The organism is Tautonia plasticadhaerens (genome assembly GCF_007752535.1).
Taxonomy (GTDB): Bacteria; Planctomycetota; Planctomycetia; order Isosphaerales; family Isosphaeraceae; genus Tautonia; species Tautonia plasticadhaerens.
Genome location: NZ_CP036426.1, coordinates 3,914,977 through 3,937,097 on the forward strand (window position 1 = coordinate 3,914,977; position 22,121 = coordinate 3,937,097).

At 71.3% G+C, this 22,121-nt stretch carries 20 protein-coding genes; 13 read left to right on the forward strand and 7 right to left on the reverse strand.

Features of this window, described 5'->3' with window-relative positions:
• Nucleotides 1-5: 5 nt before the first annotated feature.
• Nucleotides 6-1,370 carry a Kelch repeat-containing protein gene (locus tag ElP_RS15575; protein ID WP_145270794.1) on the forward strand — a complete coding sequence of 455 codons (1,365 nt, stop codon included), beginning with the start codon at nucleotides 6-8 and terminating at the stop codon, nucleotides 1,368-1,370.
• A 49-nt stretch (nucleotides 1,371-1,419) separates the two neighbouring features.
• Here ElP_RS15575 and ElP_RS15580 read toward each other — a convergent pair whose 3' ends face one another.
• A complete protein-coding gene (locus tag ElP_RS15580; protein WP_145270796.1) occupies nucleotides 1,420-2,289 on the reverse strand; it encodes a leucine-rich repeat domain-containing protein in 870 nt (289 codons plus the stop codon).
• 657 nt (nucleotides 2,290-2,946) lie between these two features.
• On the opposite strand from ElP_RS15580, the gene ElP_RS15585 reads away from it, so the two are divergent.
• The 5 genes from ElP_RS15585 to ElP_RS15605 all read left to right on the forward strand — a co-directional run bounded on the left by ElP_RS15585 (nucleotide 2,947) and on the right by ElP_RS15605 (nucleotide 10,248).
• Nucleotides 2,947-4,092, forward strand: coding sequence for a DUF1559 domain-containing protein (locus ElP_RS15585; RefSeq protein WP_145270798.1), 1,146 nt, complete (start codon nucleotides 2,947-2,949; stop codon nucleotides 4,090-4,092).
• A gap of 246 nt (nucleotides 4,093-4,338) precedes the next feature.
• Nucleotides 4,339-4,818 (forward strand): hypothetical protein, encoded by a 480-nt coding sequence (locus tag ElP_RS15590; protein ID WP_145270800.1) that lies wholly within the window; start codon nucleotides 4,339-4,341, stop codon nucleotides 4,816-4,818.
• 84 nt (nucleotides 4,819-4,902) lie between these two features.
• A complete protein-coding gene (locus tag ElP_RS15595; protein ID WP_145270802.1) occupies nucleotides 4,903-6,078 on the forward strand; it encodes an aminotransferase class V-fold PLP-dependent enzyme in 1,176 nt (391 codons plus the stop codon).
• Between the two features lie 14 nt (nucleotides 6,079-6,092).
• Nucleotides 6,093-8,600: a PSD1 and planctomycete cytochrome C domain-containing protein gene (locus ElP_RS15600; protein ID WP_145270804.1), complete on the forward strand. Its 2,508-nt coding sequence runs from the start codon at nucleotides 6,093-6,095 to the stop codon at nucleotides 8,598-8,600.
• A gap of 217 nt (nucleotides 8,601-8,817) precedes the next feature.
• A complete protein-coding gene (locus ElP_RS15605) occupies nucleotides 8,818-10,248 on the forward strand; it encodes a DUF1501 domain-containing protein (RefSeq protein ID WP_145270806.1) in 1,431 nt (476 codons plus the stop codon).
• 248 nt (nucleotides 10,249-10,496) lie between these two features.
• On the opposite strand, the gene ElP_RS15610 is transcribed toward ElP_RS15605, so the two are convergent.
• The 3 genes from ElP_RS15610 to ElP_RS15620 all read right to left on the reverse strand — a co-directional run bounded on the left by ElP_RS15610 (nucleotide 10,497) and on the right by ElP_RS15620 (nucleotide 13,679).
• Nucleotides 10,497-11,363, reverse strand: a complete 867-nt coding sequence (locus ElP_RS15610) for an alpha/beta hydrolase (protein ID WP_145270808.1) — start codon at nucleotides 11,361-11,363, stop codon at nucleotides 10,497-10,499.
• Between the two features lie 97 nt (nucleotides 11,364-11,460).
• The gene (locus ElP_RS15615) at nucleotides 11,461-12,060 is read right to left on the reverse strand and encodes a 3-keto-disaccharide hydrolase (protein ID WP_145270810.1); all 600 of its coding nucleotides are present in this window, start codon (nucleotides 12,058-12,060) and stop codon (nucleotides 11,461-11,463) included.
• Between the two features lie 689 nt (nucleotides 12,061-12,749).
• Nucleotides 12,750-13,679, reverse strand: a complete 930-nt coding sequence (locus ElP_RS15620) for a histone deacetylase family protein (RefSeq protein WP_145270812.1) — start codon at nucleotides 13,677-13,679, stop codon at nucleotides 12,750-12,752.
• A gap of 379 nt (nucleotides 13,680-14,058) precedes the next feature.
• Here ElP_RS15620 and ElP_RS15625 point away from each other — a divergent pair, with 379 nt between their 5' ends.
• The 7 genes from ElP_RS15625 (at nucleotide 14,059) to ElP_RS15655 (ending at nucleotide 20,416) form a co-directional block, all read left to right on the forward strand.
• Nucleotides 14,059-15,246: a sensor histidine kinase gene (locus tag ElP_RS15625; RefSeq protein WP_145270814.1), complete on the forward strand. Its 1,188-nt coding sequence runs from the start codon at nucleotides 14,059-14,061 to the stop codon at nucleotides 15,244-15,246.
• Nucleotides 15,206-15,568, forward strand: a complete 363-nt coding sequence (locus ElP_RS15630; RefSeq protein WP_197447018.1) for a response regulator — start codon at nucleotides 15,206-15,208, stop codon at nucleotides 15,566-15,568. The genes ElP_RS15625 and ElP_RS15630 overlap by 41 nt, the downstream gene beginning before the upstream one ends.
• A 168-nt stretch (nucleotides 15,569-15,736) precedes the next feature.
• Nucleotides 15,737-17,623 carry an ATP-binding protein gene (locus tag ElP_RS15635; RefSeq protein ID WP_145270817.1) on the forward strand — a complete coding sequence of 629 codons (1,887 nt, stop codon included), beginning with the start codon at nucleotides 15,737-15,739 and terminating at the stop codon, nucleotides 17,621-17,623.
• Nucleotides 17,623-18,420 (forward strand): oxygenase MpaB family protein, encoded by a 798-nt coding sequence (locus ElP_RS15640; RefSeq protein ID WP_145270819.1) that lies wholly within the window; start codon nucleotides 17,623-17,625, stop codon nucleotides 18,418-18,420. The genes ElP_RS15635 and ElP_RS15640 overlap by 1 nt, the downstream gene beginning before the upstream one ends.
• A gap of 341 nt (nucleotides 18,421-18,761) precedes the next feature.
• A complete protein-coding gene (locus tag ElP_RS15645) occupies nucleotides 18,762-19,286 on the forward strand; it encodes a hypothetical protein (protein ID WP_145270821.1) in 525 nt (174 codons plus the stop codon).
• Between the two features lie 345 nt (nucleotides 19,287-19,631).
• Nucleotides 19,632-19,850 (forward strand): CsbD family protein, encoded by a 219-nt coding sequence (locus tag ElP_RS15650; RefSeq protein ID WP_145270823.1) that lies wholly within the window; start codon nucleotides 19,632-19,634, stop codon nucleotides 19,848-19,850.
• 194 nt (nucleotides 19,851-20,044) lie between these two features.
• A complete protein-coding gene (locus ElP_RS15655; protein ID WP_145270825.1) occupies nucleotides 20,045-20,416 on the forward strand; it encodes a hypothetical protein in 372 nt (123 codons plus the stop codon).
• A 17-nt stretch (nucleotides 20,417-20,433) separates the two neighbouring features.
• Here the strand turns inward: ElP_RS15655 and ElP_RS15660 are convergent, their stop codons facing one another.
• From ElP_RS15660 to ElP_RS15670, 3 genes are all read right to left on the reverse strand, one after another.
• Nucleotides 20,434-20,631 carry a hypothetical protein gene (locus tag ElP_RS15660; RefSeq protein ID WP_145270826.1) on the reverse strand — a complete coding sequence of 66 codons (198 nt, stop codon included), beginning with the start codon at nucleotides 20,629-20,631 and terminating at the stop codon, nucleotides 20,434-20,436.
• Nucleotides 20,632-20,718: 87 nt separating this feature from the next.
• Complete coding sequence (locus tag ElP_RS15665; RefSeq protein ID WP_145270828.1) at nucleotides 20,719-21,126, reverse strand: hypothetical protein; 408 nt, start codon at nucleotides 21,124-21,126, stop codon at nucleotides 20,719-20,721.
• Between the two features lie 153 nt (nucleotides 21,127-21,279).
• On the reverse strand, nucleotides 21,280-21,651 hold the full coding sequence (locus ElP_RS15670; RefSeq protein ID WP_197447019.1) for a hypothetical protein: 372 nt from the start codon (nucleotides 21,649-21,651) through the stop codon (nucleotides 21,280-21,282).
• Between the last annotated feature and the right edge of the window lie 470 nt (nucleotides 21,652-22,121).

Genomic DNA, 22,121 nt, shown 5'->3' on the forward strand with positions numbered 1-22,121 from the left:
CGACCGTGCTCCCGATCGCCCTGGCCCTCTCGGCCCTCGTGCCACTCCCCGCCGCTCCCGGGCCCGAAGGAGGTGAGCCGGCCCGGGGACTCGCCTGGACCTCCCCGGTCGGCGGCGAGTCCTGGTGCGTCGGCAGCGCGCACGTCCTCTCCTGGGAGGTCTCGGGGCTCCTGCCCGGTTCGACCGTCTCGCTCTCGTACTCCCCGGACGATGGCGCGACCTGGGCCCCGATCGCCGACGTCCCCGCCGACGCCGGCCGGTTCACCTGGGAGGTCCCCGACCTCCGCTCGGACGCCTGCCGCCTCCGGATCGCCCCGGCCGACGCCGAACGACCCCCGGCCGTCTCGCCCCCCCTGGCGATCGTGCCCTCTCGCGAGGTCCGGGATTACCGGTGGGTGAACGTCTCTCCCCGGGCGGCCTTCGCCCCGAGGGACGGCGCCGGGGCCCTCGTCCATCGGGGTCGGATGTGGCTGCTCGGCGGCTGGAACCCCGGCGACAAGGAGCACTTCCCCCGGATCTGCAACAACGAGGTCTGGAGCAGCGCCGACGGCGCCGAGTGGGTCCTGGAGAAGCCCAACACCTTCCTCGACGACGCCTTCGACCCCCGAGGCGACTGGGAGGGCCGCCACACGGCCGGATACGTCGTGCACCGGGGCAAGCTGTGGATCGTCGGCGGCGACGTGAACCAGGGGCACTACCAGTCCGACGTCTGGAGCTCGGCCGACGGCCGTTCCTGGAGCCTGGTCAACCCCGACTCCCCGGTCCCCTGGGGGCCCCGGGCCCTGCACCACACGGTCGCCTTCGAGGACCGGATCTGGGTCCTCGGCGGCCAGACGATGCCCGGCTTCGCCCCGTCGGAGGAGGTCTTCCACGGGGACGTCTGGGACTCGGCCGACGGCCTGCACTGGGAGCGGGTCGAACCCGAGGGGCCGACCTGGTCCCCCCGGGGGATGATCGGCGGCGCCGCGGTCCTCGACGACCGGATCTGGATCCTCGGCGGGGGCACTTACGACACGCCGACCACCCCCACCCGCCAGTTCTTCAATGACGTCTGGAGCAGCGCCGACGGCGCCCGCTGGAGGCGACACGTCGCGCACGCCCCCTGGGCGCCCCGGCAGTACCACGAGGTCGCCGCCTTCGACGGCCGCCTCTGGGTCCTGGAAGGCTACTCCGGGCAGAACCGCAACGACGCCTGGTACTCCGACGACGGGGTCAACTGGTACGAGGTGCCCGATACCCCCTGGGCCCCCCGCCACGCCGCCAGCGCCTTCGTCTTCGACGGTGCGCTCTGGATGGTCGCCGGCAATAACATGGAGTCGGACGCCTGGAAGCTCGTCCGGTCCGGCGGGCCGGGGACCCCGGACCCCTGACCGGCCCCGGCCGGCCCGGCCCCGGCCCGGGGCGGGCCGGCCGGCCCGCTCAGCGTTCGAGGCGGATGTCCGGCCTCCGCCGGTGGAACTCGTCGAACCCCCCGGCCGTCACCCGGGTCCCGCCCAGGGTCAGGAATTCCAGCAGGGGGAGCCCGGCCAGCCGTTCGAGCCCGGCGTCGGTGATCCGGGTGTTGCTCAGGCTCATCGTGCGGATCGCCTCCATCCGGGCGACGTGCTCCAAGCCCTCGTCGCCGATCGCCGTGCCCGACAGGTTCAGGCTCGACAGCTCGGGGAGCCCCACGAGGTGGGCCAGCGACGCGTCGTCGACCCCCGTCTCGTCCAGCAGGAGCGCCTCCAACCGGACCATCCCCTCGAGGTAGGCCAGCCCCTCCCCGGTGATCCGGGTCTTGCCCAGGCTGAGCATCTCTAGGTTCGTCAGCCCCTGGAGGTGGAAGAGCCCCTCGTCGGTGATCGCCGTCTCGGTCAGGTCGAGGGCCCGGAGGCCGGTCAGGCCCTCCAGCGACCGGAGGCCCTCGTCGGTGATCGCCGTCCGGGCCAGGGTGAGGGCCTCCAGCCCCGGCAGCGCCTCGACCACCCGGATCCCCTCGTCGGTGACCTCCGCCTCCTGGATCAGGATCGACCGCAGTTCGGTCAGCTCGGGGAGCCGGGCGAGGCTCGCGTCGGTGACCGTCTTGCCGGAGCCGTAGAGCGGGCCGAACTTCACGCCGACGACGGGCCGCCCGGGCCGCCCGAGGTCGTAGTCCAGGATGCCCCCGAGGCCCCGGATCTCGTCCTCGGCCGGCTGGGTCGCCCCCGCCCCCCGGCCCCGGAGCCGGTCCAGGCCCACCGGCTCCACCCCGGGTCCCGAGCCCGAGCATCCGGCCCCGATCGCCGGGGCCAGCGCGATTCCCGCGAGCAAGCCGGCCCAACTCGACCGGTTTCGACGCCTCTTCATTAGCGTGATCGCCCCGCCCTGGACTCGTCCGGACTCCACGACCCCCGACGGCTCTCCAGCTTATCATCGGCCCCGGCCCGGGGAAGGGAGCCCCGGCGCGATCGACGGGGCCCGACGCGGGCCCCCGGGGCCGGCCTCGGGGAGGAAGCGGCGGATCGGCGGGGCGGGCGACTCGCGATGGGACTCGGACCGATGGGGCCTCGCATCTCGATGGACTTTCTGCTTGACATGTCGCCATTCCTGACGCATCCTGGCCGTCGCCTGGTTTCACCCTTGTTTAAGCCCGGCACTCCGGGATCCCCGGCCTCCTCCCGAGGCGGGGACCGGTTGAGGCCCCGTCCCGCTCCTCCCGGGACCGGGGTCGCCCCGACCGCCAACCGACCTCTCCAGCCCGCGGTACTCCCCCCAAGACCCCGAGGCGGCCCCGCCCCGGGGATCGCCGAGATCGTCCCGCCCGGCCCGAGTGGGCCCGGGGCCGTCGCCCGGTCGCGTCCCCGCCCCCGGGCGGCGACGATCGGCCCGGACGCCGGCCTCGCCCCGGGTCGGCCCGTGCCGCCCCGGGGGTGATCGACCGTCTCGAGCGCTCTCGTCCATCCACGTCGCGACCGAGGAGATATCCCGATGCGTGCGACCTTAGGGGAAGTTCGTCGAGGTCCCCGAACGACTTCGGCGTTCACGCTGATCGAGTTGCTGGTGGTCATCGCCATCATCGGCGTGCTCATCGCCCTGCTGCTGCCGGCCGTGCAGAGCGCCCGGGAGGCCGCCCGGCGCGCCCAGTGCACCAACAACCTGAAGCAGCTCGGCATCGCCCTGCACAACTACCACGACACCAACGGCTCGTTCCCGCTCGGCGGCGTCTCGACCAGCCGCAGCGACTGGGCCCGGGAGAGCTGCCTCACCTGGCGGGCGCTCTTGCTGCCGCACATGGAGCAGGGGCCCCTGTACGCCGCAATTAACCTAAGCGTCAACCCCCGGGGCGGCACGAACGCCTATGACGCCGGCGCCGGCTTCACCATGTGGATGACCGTCCCGGCCACCTTCCTCTGCCCCTCCGACGGCGAGAACGGCGGCGGCTTCCGCCCGCTGGGCTCGGCCACCAACGCCACCGGCCAGTTCACCCAGAGCTCCCCGCCGATCGACCGGGCCACCGGCCAGCCGGCCCAGGTCGTCTCGGTGTCGAACTACGCCGGCAGCTTCGGCGACAACTACGCCGGCGGCCCGCTCAACGGCGGCCTGCCCTGGGAGACGCCCCCCACCGTCACCCCCCCGCCCGGCACCCCCCGCTTCGGCCACCACGGCTACTGGGGCACCAATCGCGGGCTCCCCGACGGCTTCACCCTCGGCGCGGGCAAGCTCCGCGGCTTCTTCGACTACGGCACCGCCCAGGTCGCCAACATCGCCAGCACCCGGGACGGCACCAGCAACACGATCATCGTGGGCGAGGTCCTGCCCGAGCAGACGGCCAACAGCGCCTTCTACGTCACCAATGGCGGTTCCGCCGGCACCACCGTCCCCATGAACTGGGACTCGAACTCCTATCCGGCCGACGCGGCCGACTGCAACCAGCGCTGGGAGAATGCCACCGCCCCGCTCGGCTGCCGATTCTCCGCCGCGGCCAAGGGCTTCAAGAGCCAGCACCCCGGCGGCGCCAATTTCCTGTTCGCCGACGGCTCGGTGAAGTTCCTCAAGGAGACCGTCAACAACGTCGTCTACAACGCCCTCGGGAGCCGCAACGGCGGCGAGGTCGTCTCCGCCGACCAGTACTGACCATCCCCCGCCCCCCCGGCCCGGCGCCGGGGGGGCGGTCGTCCTCGACCCCGGACAGGCGGCCTCGCGTCATCGCCGGGCCGCCACGGCCCAGCCCTCGGGGGCCTCCGGACCCCGATCGGGCGTCGCCCGCCCGGCCCCCGACCGCCGACATCCGGACCCAGCAATCGGCGACCACTCGACCTCGCCCCCGGCGGCGGGGTCGAAGTCGTTCCTCGCCTTCGATCGCCCCGGGAGCACGAATCCATGTCCCTGTCCCCCCGAGCCCGACTGGGCTTCCTCCCCCTCCTCGCCCTCCTGATCCCGCCGGCGATGGCCGGCTGCGGGGACGACGGCTACGGCCGACGGCACCCCGTCTACGGGACCGTCTCCCATAAAGGCGAGCCCCTCGAACGCGGGCGGATCACCTTCACGCCGACGGCCCCCGAGGGCCGGCCCGCCTCCGGGGAGATCCGGGACGGGGCGTATGAGCTGACCACCGTCGACCCGGACGACGGCGCCCTGGCCGGGTCGTACAAGGTCTCGGTGATGGCGGTGGCGGTCGACGACTCCGAGGTGCTCGCCAATGCCGGCGGCGGGGTCGGGAACCAGATGGACGTCATCCGGGCCAACCAGGCCGCGGTCCCGCTCATCCCGCCGAAGTACCAGCTCGCGGACACCTCCGGCCTGACCGCCGAGGTCGAGGAGGGATCCAACGAGCTCAACTTCGACCTCCCCGCCGAGTAAGATCGGGGTCCCCGGGCCCGACCGCCGTCGGGCCCGGCCCGCCCCGGCCAGCCCGCCGCGCACCCGGCGGAAGGGAGGCGATCGATGCTCACCGACGATGCCCGCCGCGCGTCCTTCCCGTCCCTGGAGGGGATGACCTACCTGAACACCGCCGCCGAGGGGATCCCCCCCCTGGCGGTCGGCGAGGCGCTCGGGCAGTACTTCCGGGACAAGCAGCTTGGCATGGACGGCCGCCCCCGGCACTTCGCCCAGTGGGAGGAGGCCCGGCGCCTGGCGGCCGGGCTGATCGGCCTCTCCGCCGACGAGGTGGCCCTCTGCTCCTGCTCCTCCGAGGCGTACAACCTCGCCGCGATGGCGCTCCGGCTCCGGCCCGGCGACGAGGTCGTCATCAACGACCTCGACTTCCCCGCGGGCGCCACCCCCTGGCTCCAGGCCGACTGCCCCGCCTCCGCGAAGCTCTGGCGATCCCGCGACGGCGCCCTGCACGTCGACGACCTGATCCCGCTGCTCGGCCCCCGGACCCGGCTGGTCACCGCCTCGCTCGTCAGCTTCTACAACGGCTTCGTGCTGCCGCTCGAGGAGGTCGTCTCGGCCGTCCGGGCCCGCAGCCCGGCGTTGCTGGCGCTCGACGTCACCCAGGCCCTCGGCCGGATCCCGCTGGCGCTCGACGGCGTCGACCTGGTCGTCAGCAGCACCCACAAGTGGATCCTCGCCGGCCACGGCGGCGGGATCGTCGGCGTCCCCTCGGCCCGGGCGAGGGAGTGGACCGTCCCCGCCGGCGGCTGGTTCCACCTGGAAGACGCCTTCGGCCCGGGTCGGTTCGAGGCGGCCGTCAGCCGGCCCGGGGCCCCGAGCTTCGCCGTCGGCATGCCGAATTTCCCCGCGATCTACGCGCTCCGGGCCGCCCTGGAGTACGTCTCCGGCGTCGGCGTCGACCGGATCGCCGAGGCCGCCGGCCCGCTCGTCGACGCCTGCCTCGACGGCCTCCGGGGCCTCCCCGTCGAGCTGCTCACCCCGAGCCGGCCGGGGCGGCTGGCCGGGATCCTGGCCTTCCGCCACGACCGGGCCGACGAGATCCACCGGGGCCTGCTCGCCCGGGGGATCCACCTCATGTCCCAGGCGGGGAGGCTTCGCGTGGCCATTCACGGTTATAATCGGATGGGCGACGTCCAGCGGCTCCTGGAGGCGATCGGGGAGATCCTCGGCACCCGGGACGGCCCGGCCGCGACGGAGGCCGGTCGGGCCATCGCATCGCACTGATCGAAGGAGTTCCCATGATCCGATCGCGCATCGATGCCCCCGCGCCGGTCCGAGCCCTCGGCGCCGTCCCGAGGCGGCTGGCGATGGTCCTCGGCACCGCCCTGGGCGCCGTCCTGCCCTCCGCGGCGGCCCCCGCCGCCCCGCAGGCCGACCAGGCCGCCCTGGACTTCTTCGAGGCGAACGTCCGCCCCGTGCTGGTCGAGCACTGCTACTCCTGCCACTCCGCCGAGGCCCCCCGCCTCCGGGGCGACCTGGCGCTCGACACCCGGGAGGGCCTGCTCCGGGGAGGTGCCCTCGGCCCGGCCCTCGTCCCCGGGGACCCCGACGCCAGCCTGCTCCTGGAGGCCGTCCGCTACGAGGACGAGCTGCTCCGCATGCCCCCCTCCGGCAAGCTCCCCGACCGGGTGATCGAGCACCTCACCCGATGGGTCGAGATGGGGGCCCCCGACCCCCGGGCCTCCGACGGCCCCCCCGCCGACGACCCGGAGGCCGACGACGCCTCGTCCCGGGCCGAGGCCCTCTGGTCGTTCCACCCCCCGACCGAGCCGGAGGTCCCCCGGGTCGACCTCGAAACGTGGCCCCGATCCGACCTCGACCGCTTCGTCCTGGCCCGGCTCGAGGAGAACGGACTCTCCCCCGCCCCCGAGGCCGACCGCCGGACCCTGATCCGCCGCGTCTCCTTCGACCTCACCGGCCTCCCCCCCACCCCCGACGAGGTGGCCGCCTTCCTCGACGACGACCGGCCCGACGCCTTCGCCCGGGTCGTCGACCGGCTGCTCGCCTCCCCCGCCTACGGCGAACGCTGGGGCCGGCACTGGCTCGACCTCGCCCGCTACGCCGACTCCAACGGCCTGGACGAGAACGTCGCCCACGGCCACGCCTGGCGATACCGGGACTACGTCGTCGACGCCTTCAACCGGGACGTCCCCTACGACCGGTTCGTCGTCGAGCAGCTCGCCGGCGACCTCCTGCCCGACCCCGGCCCGGCCCCCGAACGCCACGCCCAGCTCATCGCCACCGGCTTCCTCACGCTCGGCCCGAAGGTCCTGGCCGAGCCGGACCAGGTGAAGATGAAGATGGACATCGTCGACGAGCAGCTCGACACCGTCGGCCGCACCTTCCTGGGCCTGACGATCGGCTGCGCCCGCTGCCACGACCACAAGTTCGACCCCATCACCGCCGCCGACTACTACGCGATGGCCGGCATCTTCACGTCCACGACGACGATGGACTCCTTCGAGACCGTCGCCAAGTGGCACGAGAACCCGATCCCCACCGCCGAGGACCTCCGGCTCAAGGAAGCCCACGACGCCCGGGTCGCCTCCAAGGAGGCCGAGATCGAGGCGGCCGCCGAGGCCGCCAACGCCCGACTCGTGGCCGAGGGGGACGAGGGCTTCACCCTCCCCGAGACGCCCGAATCGCTCTACTCGGACGAGGAGAAGGCCCGGCTCGAAGCCCTCCGGGCCGAGCTGGCCACGCTCCAGGAATCGGCCCCCGAGCTGCCCGCCGCGATGGGGGTCGCCGAGGGGACGGCCGAAGACATCCCGATCCACATCCGGGGCAGCCACCTGACGCTCGGCGACCTCGTCCCCCGTCGCGTCCCCGAGCAGCTCGCCGGGCCCGAGCCCCCCACCATCGCCCCCGACCGCAGCGGCCGGCTCGAACTCGCCCGCTGGATCGCCGACGAGGGCCACCCGCTCACCGCCCGGGTCATGGTCAACCGCATCTGGCGCTGGCACTTCGGCGAGGGGCTCGTCGACACCCCCGACAACTTCGGCGCCCTCGGCGGCAGCCCCTCCCACCCGATGCTGCTCGACTGGCTGGCCCTCCGGTTCGCCGACGAGGGCTGGTCGATCAAGTCGATGCATCGCCTGATCATGAATTCCAGCACCTACCGGATGGGCAGCGACCACGACCCCCGGGCCGCCGCCGTCGACCCCGGGAACCGCCTCCTCTGGCGCTCCAACGTCCGTCGCCTGGAGTCCGAGGCCATCCGGGACGCCCTGCTCGCCGCCTCCGGCGCGCTCGACCGCGCGGTCGGCGGCTCGCTGCTCACGGTCGAGAACCGCGATTATTTCTTCAACCACACGTCCAAGGACGTGACCGACTACGACTCGGCCCGGCGGTCCCTCTACCTGCCGGTCGTCCGCAACCACCTGTACGACCTGTTCCAGCTCTTCGACTCCACCGACGCCAGCGTCCCCGACGGCGACCGGGCCACCACCACCGTCGCCCCCCAGGCCCTCTTCCTGATGAACTCCGGCCTCGTGCTCGACGTCGCCGGCGACCTCGCCGCCGACCTGCTCGGCCGGGCCGACCTCGACGACCCCGCCCGACTCCGAATCCTCTACGAGCGGGCCTACGGCCGGCCCCCGTCCGCCGAGGAGACCGATCGCGCCCTGGCCTACCTCGACCGTCTCGCCGGGGAACTCGACGACGCCCACGACACCACCCGACTCGACGCCTGGCAGGCGCTCTGCCAGGTGGTCCTCGCCTCGGACGAATTCGTCTACATCCGCTAGATCCTGCATCCGATCGGTCCGGAGGCCCGGGAGACGCCTCCCTCCCCCTCTCCCCCGTCCTCGGGGGAGAGGGCCGGGGTGAGGGGGGCGGACACCGCGAACGGCCCCGCGTCCCGGACATCGACCCCCACCCCGCCCCCCCTCCCGATCGATCATCGGGGGATCAGGCCGCCCCGGCAGGTGCCCCCAGCCATCCCACCCGGAGGACCGACCCGCCATGGATCGATCGCCATCCCCCCTGTCGACCCGCCGCCAGCTCCTCAAGACCTCCGCCGTCGGCTTCGGCCACCTCGCCCTCGCCGCCCTGCTCGCCGACGAGGCCCGGGCCCGGCCCCCGGAGGCCGACGCCGCCGACCCGCTCGCCCCCCGGGCCCCGCACTTCGAGGCCCGGGCGAAGCGCGTCATCTTCCTCTTCATGAAGGGCGGGCCCTCCCACCTCGACACCTTCGACCCCAAGCCCCAGCTCACCCGGGACCACGGCAAGCCCTTGCCGTTCGACAAGCCCCGCGTCCAGTTCGCCAAGACCGGCAACCTGCTCGCCTCCCCCTGGAAGTTCCGGAGGTACGGCGAGAGCGGCCTGCCCGTCAGCTCGCTGTTCCCGAACGTCGCCCGGCACGTCGACGACCTCTGCATGATCCACTCGCTGTACGGCACCAACGCCGCCCACGGCGGGGCCCTGCTGAAGCTGCACACCGGCAGCGACACCTTCGTCCGCCCGAGCATGGGCTCCTGGATCACCTACGGCCTCGGCACCGAGAACCGGAACCTGCCCGGCTTCCTCACCATCTGCCCCACCCTCGCCCACGGCGGCGTGCTGAACTGGAGCAGCGCCTTCCTCCCCGCCTCCTACCAGGGAACCCCGCTGGGCAACGCCAGCGTCTCCTCCGACCAGGCCCGCGTCCGCTACATCGACAACGACCGCTTCCCCCGGCCCGTCCAGCGGGCCCAGCTCGACCTGCTCGCCGAGCTGAACGGCGACCACCTCGACCGCACCGGCCCCGAGCCTTCCCTGGAGGCCCGGCTCGACTCCTTCGAGCTGGCCTTCCGCATGCAGACCGAGATGCCCGAGGCCCAGGACCTCGCCGGGGAGTCCCCCGCCACGCTCCGCCTCTACGGCCTCGACGACCCCACCACCGCCGACTTCGGCCGCCAGTGCCTGCTCGCCCGGCGCTTCGCCGAGCGCGGGGTCCGCTTCATCCAGGTCACCCACAGCGACACCAACGTCCAGTGGGACCAGCACGGCGACCTGAAGAACGGCCACGAGAAGAACGCCCGGGAGGTCGACCTCCCTATCGCCGGCCTGCTCACCGACCTGAAGGCCCGGGGCTTACTCGAAGACACCCTCGTCCTCTGGGGCGGCGAGTTCGGCCGCACCCCCACCGCCCAGGGCACCGACGGCCGCGACCACAACCCCGAGGGCTTCACCATGTGGCTCGCCGGGGGCGGCGTCCGCCCCGGCTTCCGCTACGGCAACACCGACGAGTACGGCTACTACGCCGTCGAGGACAAGGTCCACATCCACGACCTCCACGCCACCCTGCTGCACCTGCTCGGCCTCGACCACGAACGCCTCACCTACCGCCACGCCGGCCGGGACTTCCGCCTCACCGACGTCGCCGGCAACGTCGCCACCGGCATCCTCGCCTGACAGGAGTCGCGCAAGGATAACCTGATCGGAGATCTGGAGGGGCACGTGCCGGGGTGGCCGGGATCTCGTCCGCGAGACCCCGGTGCGATGGCCTCCCGGCCGGGGTCTCGCGGACGAGGCCCCGGCCACCCACTCCCGGATTTTCACCAGTTTCTTCTTGCGCGACTCCTGAGCGGCGGGGATCGATCCGTCCTCGCACCGGGTGCGTCCCGGGTGCGTCCCGGCGCCCGCCCGGGCCGCACCGCCCCTCATCGCGTCAGCGCCTCGTCGACGAACTCGAACAGCAGCGTCGTGCCCGGGTCGTCCGGCAGGCCGATGTCCGCGTTGATCTTGTTGTGCGTGGATTCCCGGGCCCCATACACCCGGACCGGGACCCCCGCACCCTCCAAGACGTCCGCCAGCCGACGGGCCTGGGCCCCCGTGTCGGGATGCCCGGCGACGTGCATGATCAGGAACGGGGGGATCCCCTCGCCATCGGCGACGTGGGTCACCGCGGAGAGGTCCCGATGCGTCGCCGGGTCGCCGCCGAACTTCTCCCGGTGGCCGTACGTCGCCTGCGGCAGGCCATGGACCCGGTTGCGCGTCTCCGCGGTCTCGATGATCGCCGGCACGTCGTAGGTGTCCCCGTCGACGGGCACGCACCCCTTGATGATGCCCGGCGACAGACCCTCGGCCTCCAGGTAGCGCGCGTCGGTGCAGACCAGCGCGGCCAGTTGCGCCCCGGCCGAATGGCCCATGATCAGCAGCCGGTCCGGATCCCCCCCGTGCTCGGCGATGTGCTCGTGCACCCAGCGGATCGCCCGGGCGATGTCGCGGACGATCGTCCCCATGTCCACGTCCGGCAGCAGCCGGTAGTTGGTCGAGACGAACACGAACCCCCGGTCCATGAAGGCCCGGGGCTTGACCTGGACCTCCGACTTGTCCCCGACCTGCCAGCCCCCGCCGTGGATCCAGAACACGACGGGGAGATCCTTCGCACCCTCCGGCGCGTAGACGTCGAGCACCTGGCGCTCGTGCCCCGGGGAGACATAGGGGAGATCCCGGGTCACCTCCCGGGCGGTCGCCCCCACCGGGGCGCACGCCAGCGCGACGAGCAGCAGCGGGACGTTCTTCATGAGCGGTCTCCGTGTCGGGGGCGGAATCCTCGAGTCCGGGGGCGCGACCCCGGCCGGCCGCCCGGCCGGCCCGAGCGGCGACCCGGGAGGCCCGGCGTCAGCCCCCTCGCCTGACCCGGATGTTGCGATATTCGACCACGTTGAGTTCCGATTGCAGCGCGAGGGGACCCCGCTCGGGCACGTTGAGCGCGGCCTCGAGCAACTCGCCGTTGCAGGTGCATCGGGCCGTCGTGCCGGTCACGACCACCTCGATCGCGTTCCAGTCGCCCTCCCTGTAGTCCTCGAGCATCGTGTACGGGCCGACCCGGGGGTAGTCCCGGATCTGGAGCTGGTGCGCGAACTCCTTGTCCCGGAGGTGGAGGCCGCTGTTCGCGTCTCGGGAGGCGCGGAACTCCAGGCGGAGCGTGAAATCGCCGTCGAACGACTCCACCGTGTCGATCTCGGTCATCATCGGAGGCGTCTCCGTCGACCCGGTGACCACGAGGACGCCGTCCTTGACTACGAACCGGCCGCCATCGGCCTCCGTCTCCCCGGCCAGGTCCGTCCCTCCCGATCGCCAGCCGGTGAGGTCCTCCCCGTTGAAGAGGGGGGTGAACCCGGGCTCGTCCTCCGCCCGACCGAGGGACAGCAGGAGGGTCGAGACGATCAGGATCGAGGCGCCCGACCGGGCGATCCCTCGTCGATGGCGGTGACGCATCGGGTGGCTCCCTGGGATGGATCGGACCTCTCGGGAGCCCTCGGTTATAGGCGAGTCGTCCCGGGCGGGCAATCCGGTGCGGGCCCCGGCCCTCCCCGATTCGTCCCGCCCGGATCGTGTGACTGGATTCGGCCCGGGTCACGATACTTATGAGAGAGGGGTCATCGTCCCGGCCCCGCCCGTTCGCCCTGCGCGGAGCCCGACCCGTGCCGAGTGTCCCCCGGTCCTCGTCCGACCCCCGCCCGCATCCTTCCCGGCCTCGGCCCGGGGCCGGACCCGGTGCGCCCGCCGTCGATCCGGCTTGGCGGGGGCCGACGCCTCGGACTCGACCGCGACCACGACCGGGGCCCTCGGCCCCTCGGTGCGCGGTTCGACGGAGCGAACCCATTTCGAATCTCGAAAATCCTTTCGTTAAGATGATTTGCGCCGAATACGCGGGGCCCTCGGTCGGCGCACCGGCCGCGTCCGGGACGGATCCCGGCCATCGGACGGCGAAGCCTCAGACGGGCCCGGGGGCCCAGCCCCCGGCCGGCCGGGGGCGGGGATCGGGGCGGCCGCCTCGTGGCGGCGCGGTTCGACGGAGCGAACCCATTTCGGATTCGGCAACTCTCAAGTTGGAAATCGGTTACGTCGATCGGCCGGGGCGCACCGTTGGCGCACCGGCCCCGATCGGGCCGCCTCGGTGCCCCTCATCCGGACACCCCGGCGGGGGCCCGTCGGGACTGCCGATCGACGGCCAGCCGGACGGTGGCGAAGTGGATGTCGACGATGTCGTCGATGTCGGCCGAGTAGCCGCCGGCCATGCTCACGGCGACGGGGATCCCCGCGAGGTCGAGGGCCTCGAAGACGAGGCGGTCCCGGGCTTCGAGCCCGGCCTTGGTCATCGCCATCCGGCCGAGGCGGTCGGACTCGAAGGGGTCGGCGCCGGCGAGGTAGAAGGCCAGGTCCGCCCGGGAGCGGTCGACGGCCTCGGCCAGACCCCGGGAGAGGGCGTCGAGGTAGGCGTCGTCGCCGGTGCCGTCGGGCAGGGGCAGGTCCAGGTCGCCCGGGGGCTTGCGCAGGGGGTAGTTCCGCTCGCCGTGGATCGAGAAGGTGAAGACGGTCGGGTCCTCGGCGAAGATCAGGGCGGTGCCGTCGCCGTGGTGGACGTCGCAGTCGACGACCAGCACCCGGGAGGCCCTCCCCTCGCGCTGCATCGCCCGGGCGGCGATGGCGGCGTCGTTGAAGACGCAGTACCCGGCGCAGCGGTCGGGGGCGGCGTGGTGGGTACCCCCGGCGAGGTTGACCCCGAAGGGCTCGCCGCCGAGCACGTCCCGGGCGGCGGCGACGGTCGCCCCGGCCGATCGTCGGGAACGCTCCACCAGCTGCGGAGACCAGGGGAAGCCCAGCGCCCGGGCCTCCTCGACGCCGAGCGTCCCGGAGACGACCCGGCGGAGGTAGTCGGCGTCGTGGGCCAGGCGGATCTGGTCGTCGGTCGCGGCCGGCGGCTCCAGCACCAAGCCCGGGGATACGATCCCGCTCCGCTCGACCCGCTCCCGGAGCCGCTCGTACTTGGCCATCGGGAACCGGTGCCAGTCGGGCAGGGGCAGGGCGAAGTGGTCGCTGGAGTAGATCGCCAAACCTCTTTCACCTCAATGGTTTGCGTCTTCGGATTCCCGGAGGGCTGCTGTGACAGTCTTGCGGGTTCTGATCTATGGTATTCCTTGTGGCATTTTGGTCGGGTAAACGGTCGGACTACCGGGAGGAGTTCGGCAATCTTCAGGGCGAGCCTGGGTGTCATTGTGCGTGCATGCTCATTCCCCGCCGAACCTGACGAGTACAGTGAGTATAGACGGATTCAAGCCCGCAGAGCGGGCGGCGGAGCAGGGGCGGGGGGGCTCGCCGTCGGTCCATCGGCCCGCCCGGGGAAGCACCGCCTCGCCTTCATTGCACCTATGCGGCGTCCTGCCCTTCGGCTATGTTCGGACGGGCGTGACGCGACCACAGGGATGGCCCCCAATGAGTGTGCGACCGATGGGCATCTCCGACCTGATGGCCTGGTTCGCGGGCGGCTCGCAGCGGTACATGACGCTGTACCACTGCATGAACCAGGACCTGCCCTGGGTCATCCTCACCGTCGCCCTCGACCTGGCCGTGGCGAGCGGGTACGCCCTGATCGCCCTGCACTGGTGGCGGGAGCAGCGGAATTCGAGCATGACCGTGGCCCAGCACGCCTTGAAGAACATGAAGAACATCTTCGTGTTCTGCGGCATCTGCGGCTACCTCTTCATCCCCATCAAGATGGTCTGGCCCGCCTGGCGGCTCTACGACCTGTTCCTCGCCGTCCTGGCCTTCTATACCTGGCGATACGCCTGGAATGCCCGCGAGTTGAAGGTCATCTACCACGAACTGACCCGCACCGAGCGGCTGGTGCATCAACTCGACGAGGAGCGTGCCGAGTCCCGTCGCAAGAGCCTGTTCCTCAACTCCATCAGCCACGACCTGCGGACGCCGCTCAACGGCCTGATGCTCCAGGCCCAACTCGCCGAGATGGAGCTGGGGGACCTGCCCCTGTCCGCCGAGCAGGTGGCCGGGCAGCGAGAGGCCCTGACGGTGATCCGCTCCAACGCGAAGGCCGTCGCCGCGTTGCTCGACCGCCTCCTGGAGTACGGCCGGGTCGAGGGCGGCGAGGAGTCGTTCCATCCGATCGCCTTCGACCTGGACGACCTGGTGAACGGGGTGGTCGGGCGGTTCCGGGCCGTCGCGGGGGAGAAGCGGCTGACGCTGGAGGTGTCCTCGCCTCCGGGCCTGTCCGTCTACACCGACGCGACGATCCTGGAGCGGATCGTCTCCAACCTCGTGGACAACGCCCTGAAGTTCACGCACGCCGGCGGCGTGCGGCTGGACGTGGAGCGGACGGGCGACTCCGTGGCGATCCACGTCGCCGATATGGGTCCGGGCATCGCACCGGAGCACCTGGGCCGGATTTTCGACGACTTCTTCCAGGTGGGAAACGATGAACGGGACCGCACCAAGGGCTTCGGGTTGGGATTGGCGATCACCAGGCGGTTGGCCCGACAGTTGGGCGGCGATGTGGGCGTCTCCAGCAGGGTGGGCTCGGGCAGCCGGTTCACCGTTGTGCTCCCCGGGGTCGTCGCCAGGCGGGATGCCGTCGTCCCGGCCGAGGCTGCTGCTGGTCGAGGATGATCCCGGATCGCACAAAACCCTGCTGCGGCTTCTTACCCGGCTCGGCTTCGATGTCCTCTCGGCCATGACGGTCGAGGAGGGCCTGTCGCGTCTCGGGGATGGGCCGGGCTTCCTCGTGCTGGACCTGATGTTGCCAGACGGCGACGGCGGGACGATCCTGGAAAAAGTCCGCACGGATGGCCTGCCGATCCGGGTCGTGGTGACGACGGGCGTGTGCGACCCGGCCCGGATGGGGGCGATCGCCGCGTTGCGTCCGGACCTGGTCCTCAGCAAGCCGTTCGACCTGGACGACCTGCTCAGGGGCCTGGGGCTCGCCCCTTGAGTTCACCCCTCCGATCGAGGCCGAGCCGCGTGCCCCGGGCAACGGCGGCAAGGCCGCTGTCGCGGCCTGCGGAGCAGGGGGCACGCGGGATGCAGGTAGGGCCAGGGTGGCGAACGTCCGCCCCGACCATGCTCCATTGCGACTCGCACCGACGCCGACGAGCCGGCCATGCCGATCCCCAGCCGCCCCCCGTTCCGCACCCACGGCGTGATGCTCCTGGCCGTGGGTACGGCCACGCTGTTCAGCTTCCTGCTGACGCCCCTGATCGGGGCCAATACCTTCCCGATTTTCCTGGTCGCCGTCTGCGTCGCCGCCTGGGTCGGGGGCATGATCGAGTCGCTCACCGCCACCGCCCTCTCCGCCCTGGCGATCCTGTTCCTGTTCATCGAGCCGGCCGGCTCCTTCGCCGTCACGCCGGGGGTCGCCCTGCGGCTGGCCGCCTTCGGCCTGGCCGCCGGCCTGATCGGCTCGCTGACCGTCGCCTTCCGTCGCACCGAGGAGGCTCGAAGGGAGCGGGAGCGTGACTTCTTCCTCATGGTCGACAACGTCCGCGACTTCGCCATCTTCACCCTGCATCCCGACGGCCGCGTGGCGACCTGGAACGAGGGGGCCGAGCACTTGCTCGGCTACCGCGACCCCGAGATCATCGGCCGGCCGTTCGCCGCGATCTTCCCGCCCGAGTCGGCCGAGGAAGGCCCCCGCTGGGAACTCGAGGTCGCCAGGCGAGAGGGCCGTGCCGACGACGAGCGGTGGCACGTCAAGAAGGACGGGACGCGGTTCTGGGCGTCCGGCGTCCTGACGGCGATCCGCGACGATGTCGGTCGGCTGATGGGCTACACCAAGGTGCTGCGGGACGTCACCGAGCGGCGACGGGCCGAGGTCGAGCGGGCCGAGTTGCTCGAACGCGAGCGGCGGGCACGGGCCGAGGTCGAGGCGTTGAGTCGTTCCAAGGACCGCTTCCTCGCCGCCCTCTCGCATGAACTCCGGACGCCGCTGACGCCGGTGCTGATGGCCGCCTCCGCCCTGGAGGACGACCCGAGCGTGCCGGACGGGGCGAAGGCCGACCTGGCGATGATCAGCCGCAACGTGGCGATGGAAGCCCGACTGATCGACGACCTGCTCGACCTGACCCGCATCGACCAGGGCAAGCTGGGACTCCGACGGGAAGTGGTCGATGTCCACGCCCTCATCGAGCAGGCGATCGGCATCTGCCGCCGCGAGATCGAGGCGAAGGACCTCGAGTTCGCCTTCGAGCCCCGGGCCGCGAACTACTGCGTCCCGGGAGACGGGTCGAGGCTCCAGCAGATCGCCTGGAACCTGCTCAAGAATGCCGTCAAGTTCACCCCCCCGGGCGGGCACATCGCGGTGAAGACCGACGACACCGGGGACGGCCGGCTGCGGGTCGAGGTTCGGGACACGGGGATCGGCATCCCGGAGGAGGTGCTCACCCGCATCTTCGACGCCTTCGAGCAGGGCGACCCGGAGGTGACGCATCGCTTCGGCGGACTCGGCCTGGGGCTGGCCATCTCCAGGGCATTGGCCGAGGCCCACGGCGGGACGCTCACGGCGGCGAGCGAGGGTGTCGGGGCTGGCTCGACGTTCATCCTGGAGTTGGTCGAGGCCGCTCCGCCGTCCGATGAGGAGTGCGAATCACCGGTCGTCTCCGAGGAGCATCCTCTCCGGCCGCTCCGTATCCTGCTCGTCGAGGACAACGGGGACACGGCCCGGATCACGGCCCGCATGCTGGCCGCCTCGGGTCATACCGTGACGACGGCCGGCAGCGTCGCCGAGGCGTTGGCGTCGGGCGGGGCACACGACCTGCTGATCAGCGACCTCGGCCTGCCCGACGGCTCGGGGATCGACGTGCTGAGACGGTTCCATCCCCTGCCGAGCATCGCCCTGACCGGCTATGGCATGGAGGCCGACCTCCGAGAGACACGGGAAGCGGGCTTCACGCTCCACCTGACCAAGCCCGTCGACTTCGACCAGTTGGAGGGGGCGATCCGGCGTGTCGCGGGCGGCGTTCCAGGTGCTGGGGATCGAGAGCAGCCGTGATGGACGACCGGCCCCGACGACCCGCGACCGGCCCGATCGCCCCCTTCGTCCGCCCGGACTCGATCGTCCGCCGCATCTGGGGGGATGCAGACGCCATCCTCTTCGTCTTCGCCGGCTCCGCCGCCGAGTTTGCATTGAACCGGGCCGTCGACTGGCTCTTCTTCTCCGGCAAGCTCCCGGCCGACCCGCTCGGTCGGCTCTTCACGACCGCCCGGTTTGCCCAGGAGATCGCCTTCGTCGACGAGGCGACCGCCCGCCGGTCGCTGCACCGCATCGGGGCCGCCCACCGGGCCGTCGAGCATCGGCGGGCCGAGGCGATCCCGGAGTGGGCCCACCGCGATGTCCTGTACATGCTCATCGACTACTCGGAGCGGGCCTTCGAACTGCTCTCTCGGCCGCTGGACGCGGCCGAGCGGGATGAACTCTACGGTGTCTTTCGCAGGGTCGGCGAGGGCCTGGCGATCCCCGGCTTGCCCCCCAGCTACGCCGATTGGATTGCGGATCGGCGGCGACACCTTGAGCGTGACCTGGCGTACTCGGGCCTGACGGCCCGGCTCTACGATCGGTACCGCGAGGTGCTGGGGCGGTGGCGATACCGGACGCTCCTCCGCGTGCAGAGCGTCCTCGTGCCGGAACATGTCCGCCGGCTGCTGGGGCTGGAGCCGTGCCCGTGGATGCGTCCGTCTCTGGCGGCCTACAAGGTGATGGCCCGGGTCGGGCTCCGGCCGCTCGTCCATCGGATGATCATGCCGCCGGAGACGCTCCCTCGAATCAAGGGGCTCGATCACGCAGGGTGACGAATCAACCGACAGGCCGCCGTGCCCTCAGGACGGGCACACGACTCGCCTCGTGGGTGATCCCACCTTCCTCGACCAGCCGCACGGCATCGTCGAGCGGCATTGTTGCCGGCCGCATCACCTGCGTCCCCTCCCGGTGGGGTTGGTCAAAGGTGACCCGCCAGGCGACGTAGGTACCGATTCGACAGCGGACGATCGCGGCTTCGCCGCGACGGAGCGAGGACGCCGAGGGTTGCTGGGTATCAACACCTCCGAGGATATGGCACCGCGATTGCTCCACCCCATCGACCGAGATACGGAGATACGGGGACGAGGCGGGCCATCGACCCGGGAGGGGCACCATGGCATCCGAGCGACGTTCGACCGTCGTGGGGGTCTTCGCGGACCTCCGCCACGCCGACCAGGCCGTCGCCGACCTCAAGGCGGCCGGCTTCCGCGACGACCAGGTCGGACTCGCCGTGCGACACGATTGGGAGGGCTCCGACGCCGCGACGGCCATCGAGGGGTCCTACGTCGAGGAGGGGGCCGCCGCCGGATTGGTGGCGGGCCTGGGCCTGGGGGCCCTGGCCGGCCTCGGGGTGCTGGCCGGGGTGATCCCGGTCGTCGGCCCGGCCATCGCCGGCGGGACGCTGGGCGTGATCCTCTCCAACGCGGCGGCCGGGTCAGCGGCCGCTGGCCTGGCAGGGGCCCTCATCGGCTGGGGCATCCCGGAGGAGGAGGCCCGCTATTACCACGACGAATTCGAGGCGGGCCGCCCCATCGTGGTCGTCACGGCCGACGGCCGCCCCGACGAGGCCACCGCCATCCTGGTGCGGCACGGGGCGTATGATCGGAGTACCCGTGGCACCAACCCGAGCACGGCATGAACCGGGCTCGGCGGCCAGGACGGGGCGAGTCGCTCCGAGCCGTCACGGCAGGTCATCGAAGAGGATGACCTCGACCGCGAGATCGGCGGAGATCGAGCGGAGCAGGAGGCGAAGGCTCGGCCTATCGGCGGGTCGTCCTGGACCTGTGCAATCGGTGCTACGCGGGGTGGATCGAGCACCCGGTCGGCGACTGAGATCGAATAATTCTTGAATCCACGTCGGTTGGCAGGAATCCCGTTCCGTCGCACGCCGGGTTGGCGGATACTGAGGCGACCGGCTCGGTACCACTTCGGGGCGTCCATCGACGCAAGGGCCGGTCGACCCGATCGCACGGAGGCCACGGCGATGAATTGGACGGAGATCGAGGGCGACTGGCCGGAGATGAAGGCCCTGGTTAAGTCCCACTGGTCGAGGCTGAGCGAAGCGGACCTCGCCCGCATCGAAGGCGACCGGGGCCGGCTCGCCGAAATCTTGTGCGGCCGTTATGGGCACGGGGCCGAGGAGGCCGAGCGGATGATCTGCGTGTTCGAGAAGGAATTCCGTCGCCCCGGTGCGGTCAAATGAGGCACGCCCGCGAACCATCGGCGATCACCAGCCTCGCCTGAAAGGCCGGGGCCGCTGTCACGGCCTGCGGAGCAGGGGGCACGGATGATGCCGGCCCGACCGGGTCCGGGCGAGTGCGACCCTGACCTCGAACGTCGAAGGGACGTTACACGCCAGGATGAGCCCGCGAGGCTCCCAACCGAGAGGGGTGCATCATGCGAAAGCCGACACTCGCGGTGATCGCCGCGTGCGTGCTGCTGGGCGGGGCCGTCGCCCTGGCCCAGCGGGAAGCAGTCGTGGAGGGAATTGAAGGCGTTGCCCGGCCGCATGGGGCGGGCGACTACATCCACGCCGGGGAGTACCTGATCAACCCCGACCAGGTCGCTTATATTCGGTTCTCGGACGAGGGCGACGACCTCTCGCTCTCGATCGTCTTCGCTGGTGGCGGCGAGCCGCTGGGCCTGGAGGGCGATGCGGCCAAGGAGGTCGCCTCGCAGATGCGTCCGCTCGTCGATATGCCGCCGGCCGCCGACCCTCCGGCCAACGTCGAACCGGCGGGGAGTGCGACCACGCCCCGGCTTCGGTAGGGTGTCCGAGATCAAGGTCAGTCCATGAGGCGATCCCCGCCCGAGAGCATCGCCGTCAGCCGATCGCCCTGCTCCGGCGAGAGCACGCCCCGCAGGCACCGCTCCCGGATGTCCTCCCGGCAGACCCGAATTGCGTCCGGCTTGCCCGGGTAGTCGAGGTGGCGGGCGATCGTGCCCGCGACCTCGACGAGTTGCTGATAGGCCGCGTCACTCATCGCAAGGGTCTCCATCACGCCTCCACCATCTCATAGCACGCATCCAGTGCGATTGTGACTCCCCATCTCGGGCTCGCTGGCAGGGCGTCACCTCGGCCAGCCGTAGGGATAGGGGCCGTGAATCGGGTAGGGCCGCTGCCGCCAGCCCTGGATGAAGAAGTCGCCCCGCTGATAGGCCCGGGCCGCGTCCCGACGCCACCGGTCGTAGCCCGCGTCGAGCCCAGGCACGCCAATCCATTGCTGGCCCCAGCCGGGATAGCCCGCCTGCGGGTAGCCGACGTAGCCGGGCTGGTAGAGCTTCCTCGCCTGTCCAGGCGGGATGCCGCCATGACCGGGCGGGATGCCGCCGTGACCGGGCGGGAGCCCAACGATGTCGCCATATTGCTGAGCAGGCCCCTGAGCCCTGCCTCGGTTGCCCTTACCGGCGTGGGCCTCGGCCATACCGAAGGCCAGGGTGACGCTCAGGGCGGCGAGGGTCGCCAGTGTCGTCCTCATGGTCATCCTCCTCGGCTGATCGTGCCGCTCCCCTCCGGCTCCCAGGCACGGCCGCGATTCCATCGCGGCCGGCGGAGCAGGGCGAGTGAGCTTCGAAGTCCACTCGGGATGCGGCAAGCCGGAGTGCGTGCGGGAGGGGATGTCTCTCGCACCTTACCAGCAGTAAGGCGGGCGGTATCCATAGCCATAGCCCGGGTATCCGCCGTACCCGAGTCCGGGATAGCCGAACCCCGTATAGCCGCGAGAGTAGCTGGTGTAGCCGAATCCGCCGAAGGCGGGATAGCCATAGCCCCCAAGCCCCGGGTAGCCGCCGCCAAGGCCGGGATAGCCCAGGCCGAATCCGGTCGGTGCGATGCCGGGGTAGCCGATGCCGCCGTAGCCCGGGTAGCCATATCCATAGCCCGGCCCGACCCCGATCGACAACGAGAACCCTCGTCCGCCGAAGGCGATCTGGGCGTCGGCGGGGCGGGACGCGAACGCCAGGGCTCCGAGCATCACGACGCTAATCAGTGCCACTTTCTTCATGGTGAGGACTCCATCGGAGAGGTCAGGGTAGGAGGGGACTGGCCCTCTGGTCGACGGTCTGGCCCATCTGGAGAGGAGTGGCGATGTTCAGTCCGGGAGACGAAAGCATCTGCCTCTCTTGATGCGAATGATCGTGATGCAAGCAGCGTGCCGACGCCGATACCTGGGGGGATAGGGGGATTGCGGCACGACCCGTGGCCAGATTCTTGGCCCGAAGGTGATAACTCTCACGGCACGATCATCCGGATCACGATGTGGCTTCGACCCGTCGTAATCTTGAATGCTTGGCGAGGCAATGGCCCATGAGCTTGCTAATCGCCGGCCGGAGGCCGGCGACGGAGCAGGGGCGAAGGGGAATCGCTCCGAGCCGGGTTCATACTTGTCTGCAAGCGTGAACCGCCCGACGTCCTGCCTGAGTTTCGGTGTTCTCGGGATCGCCCTCGACCCTCGTCACCTCGAACAAGTTTGAT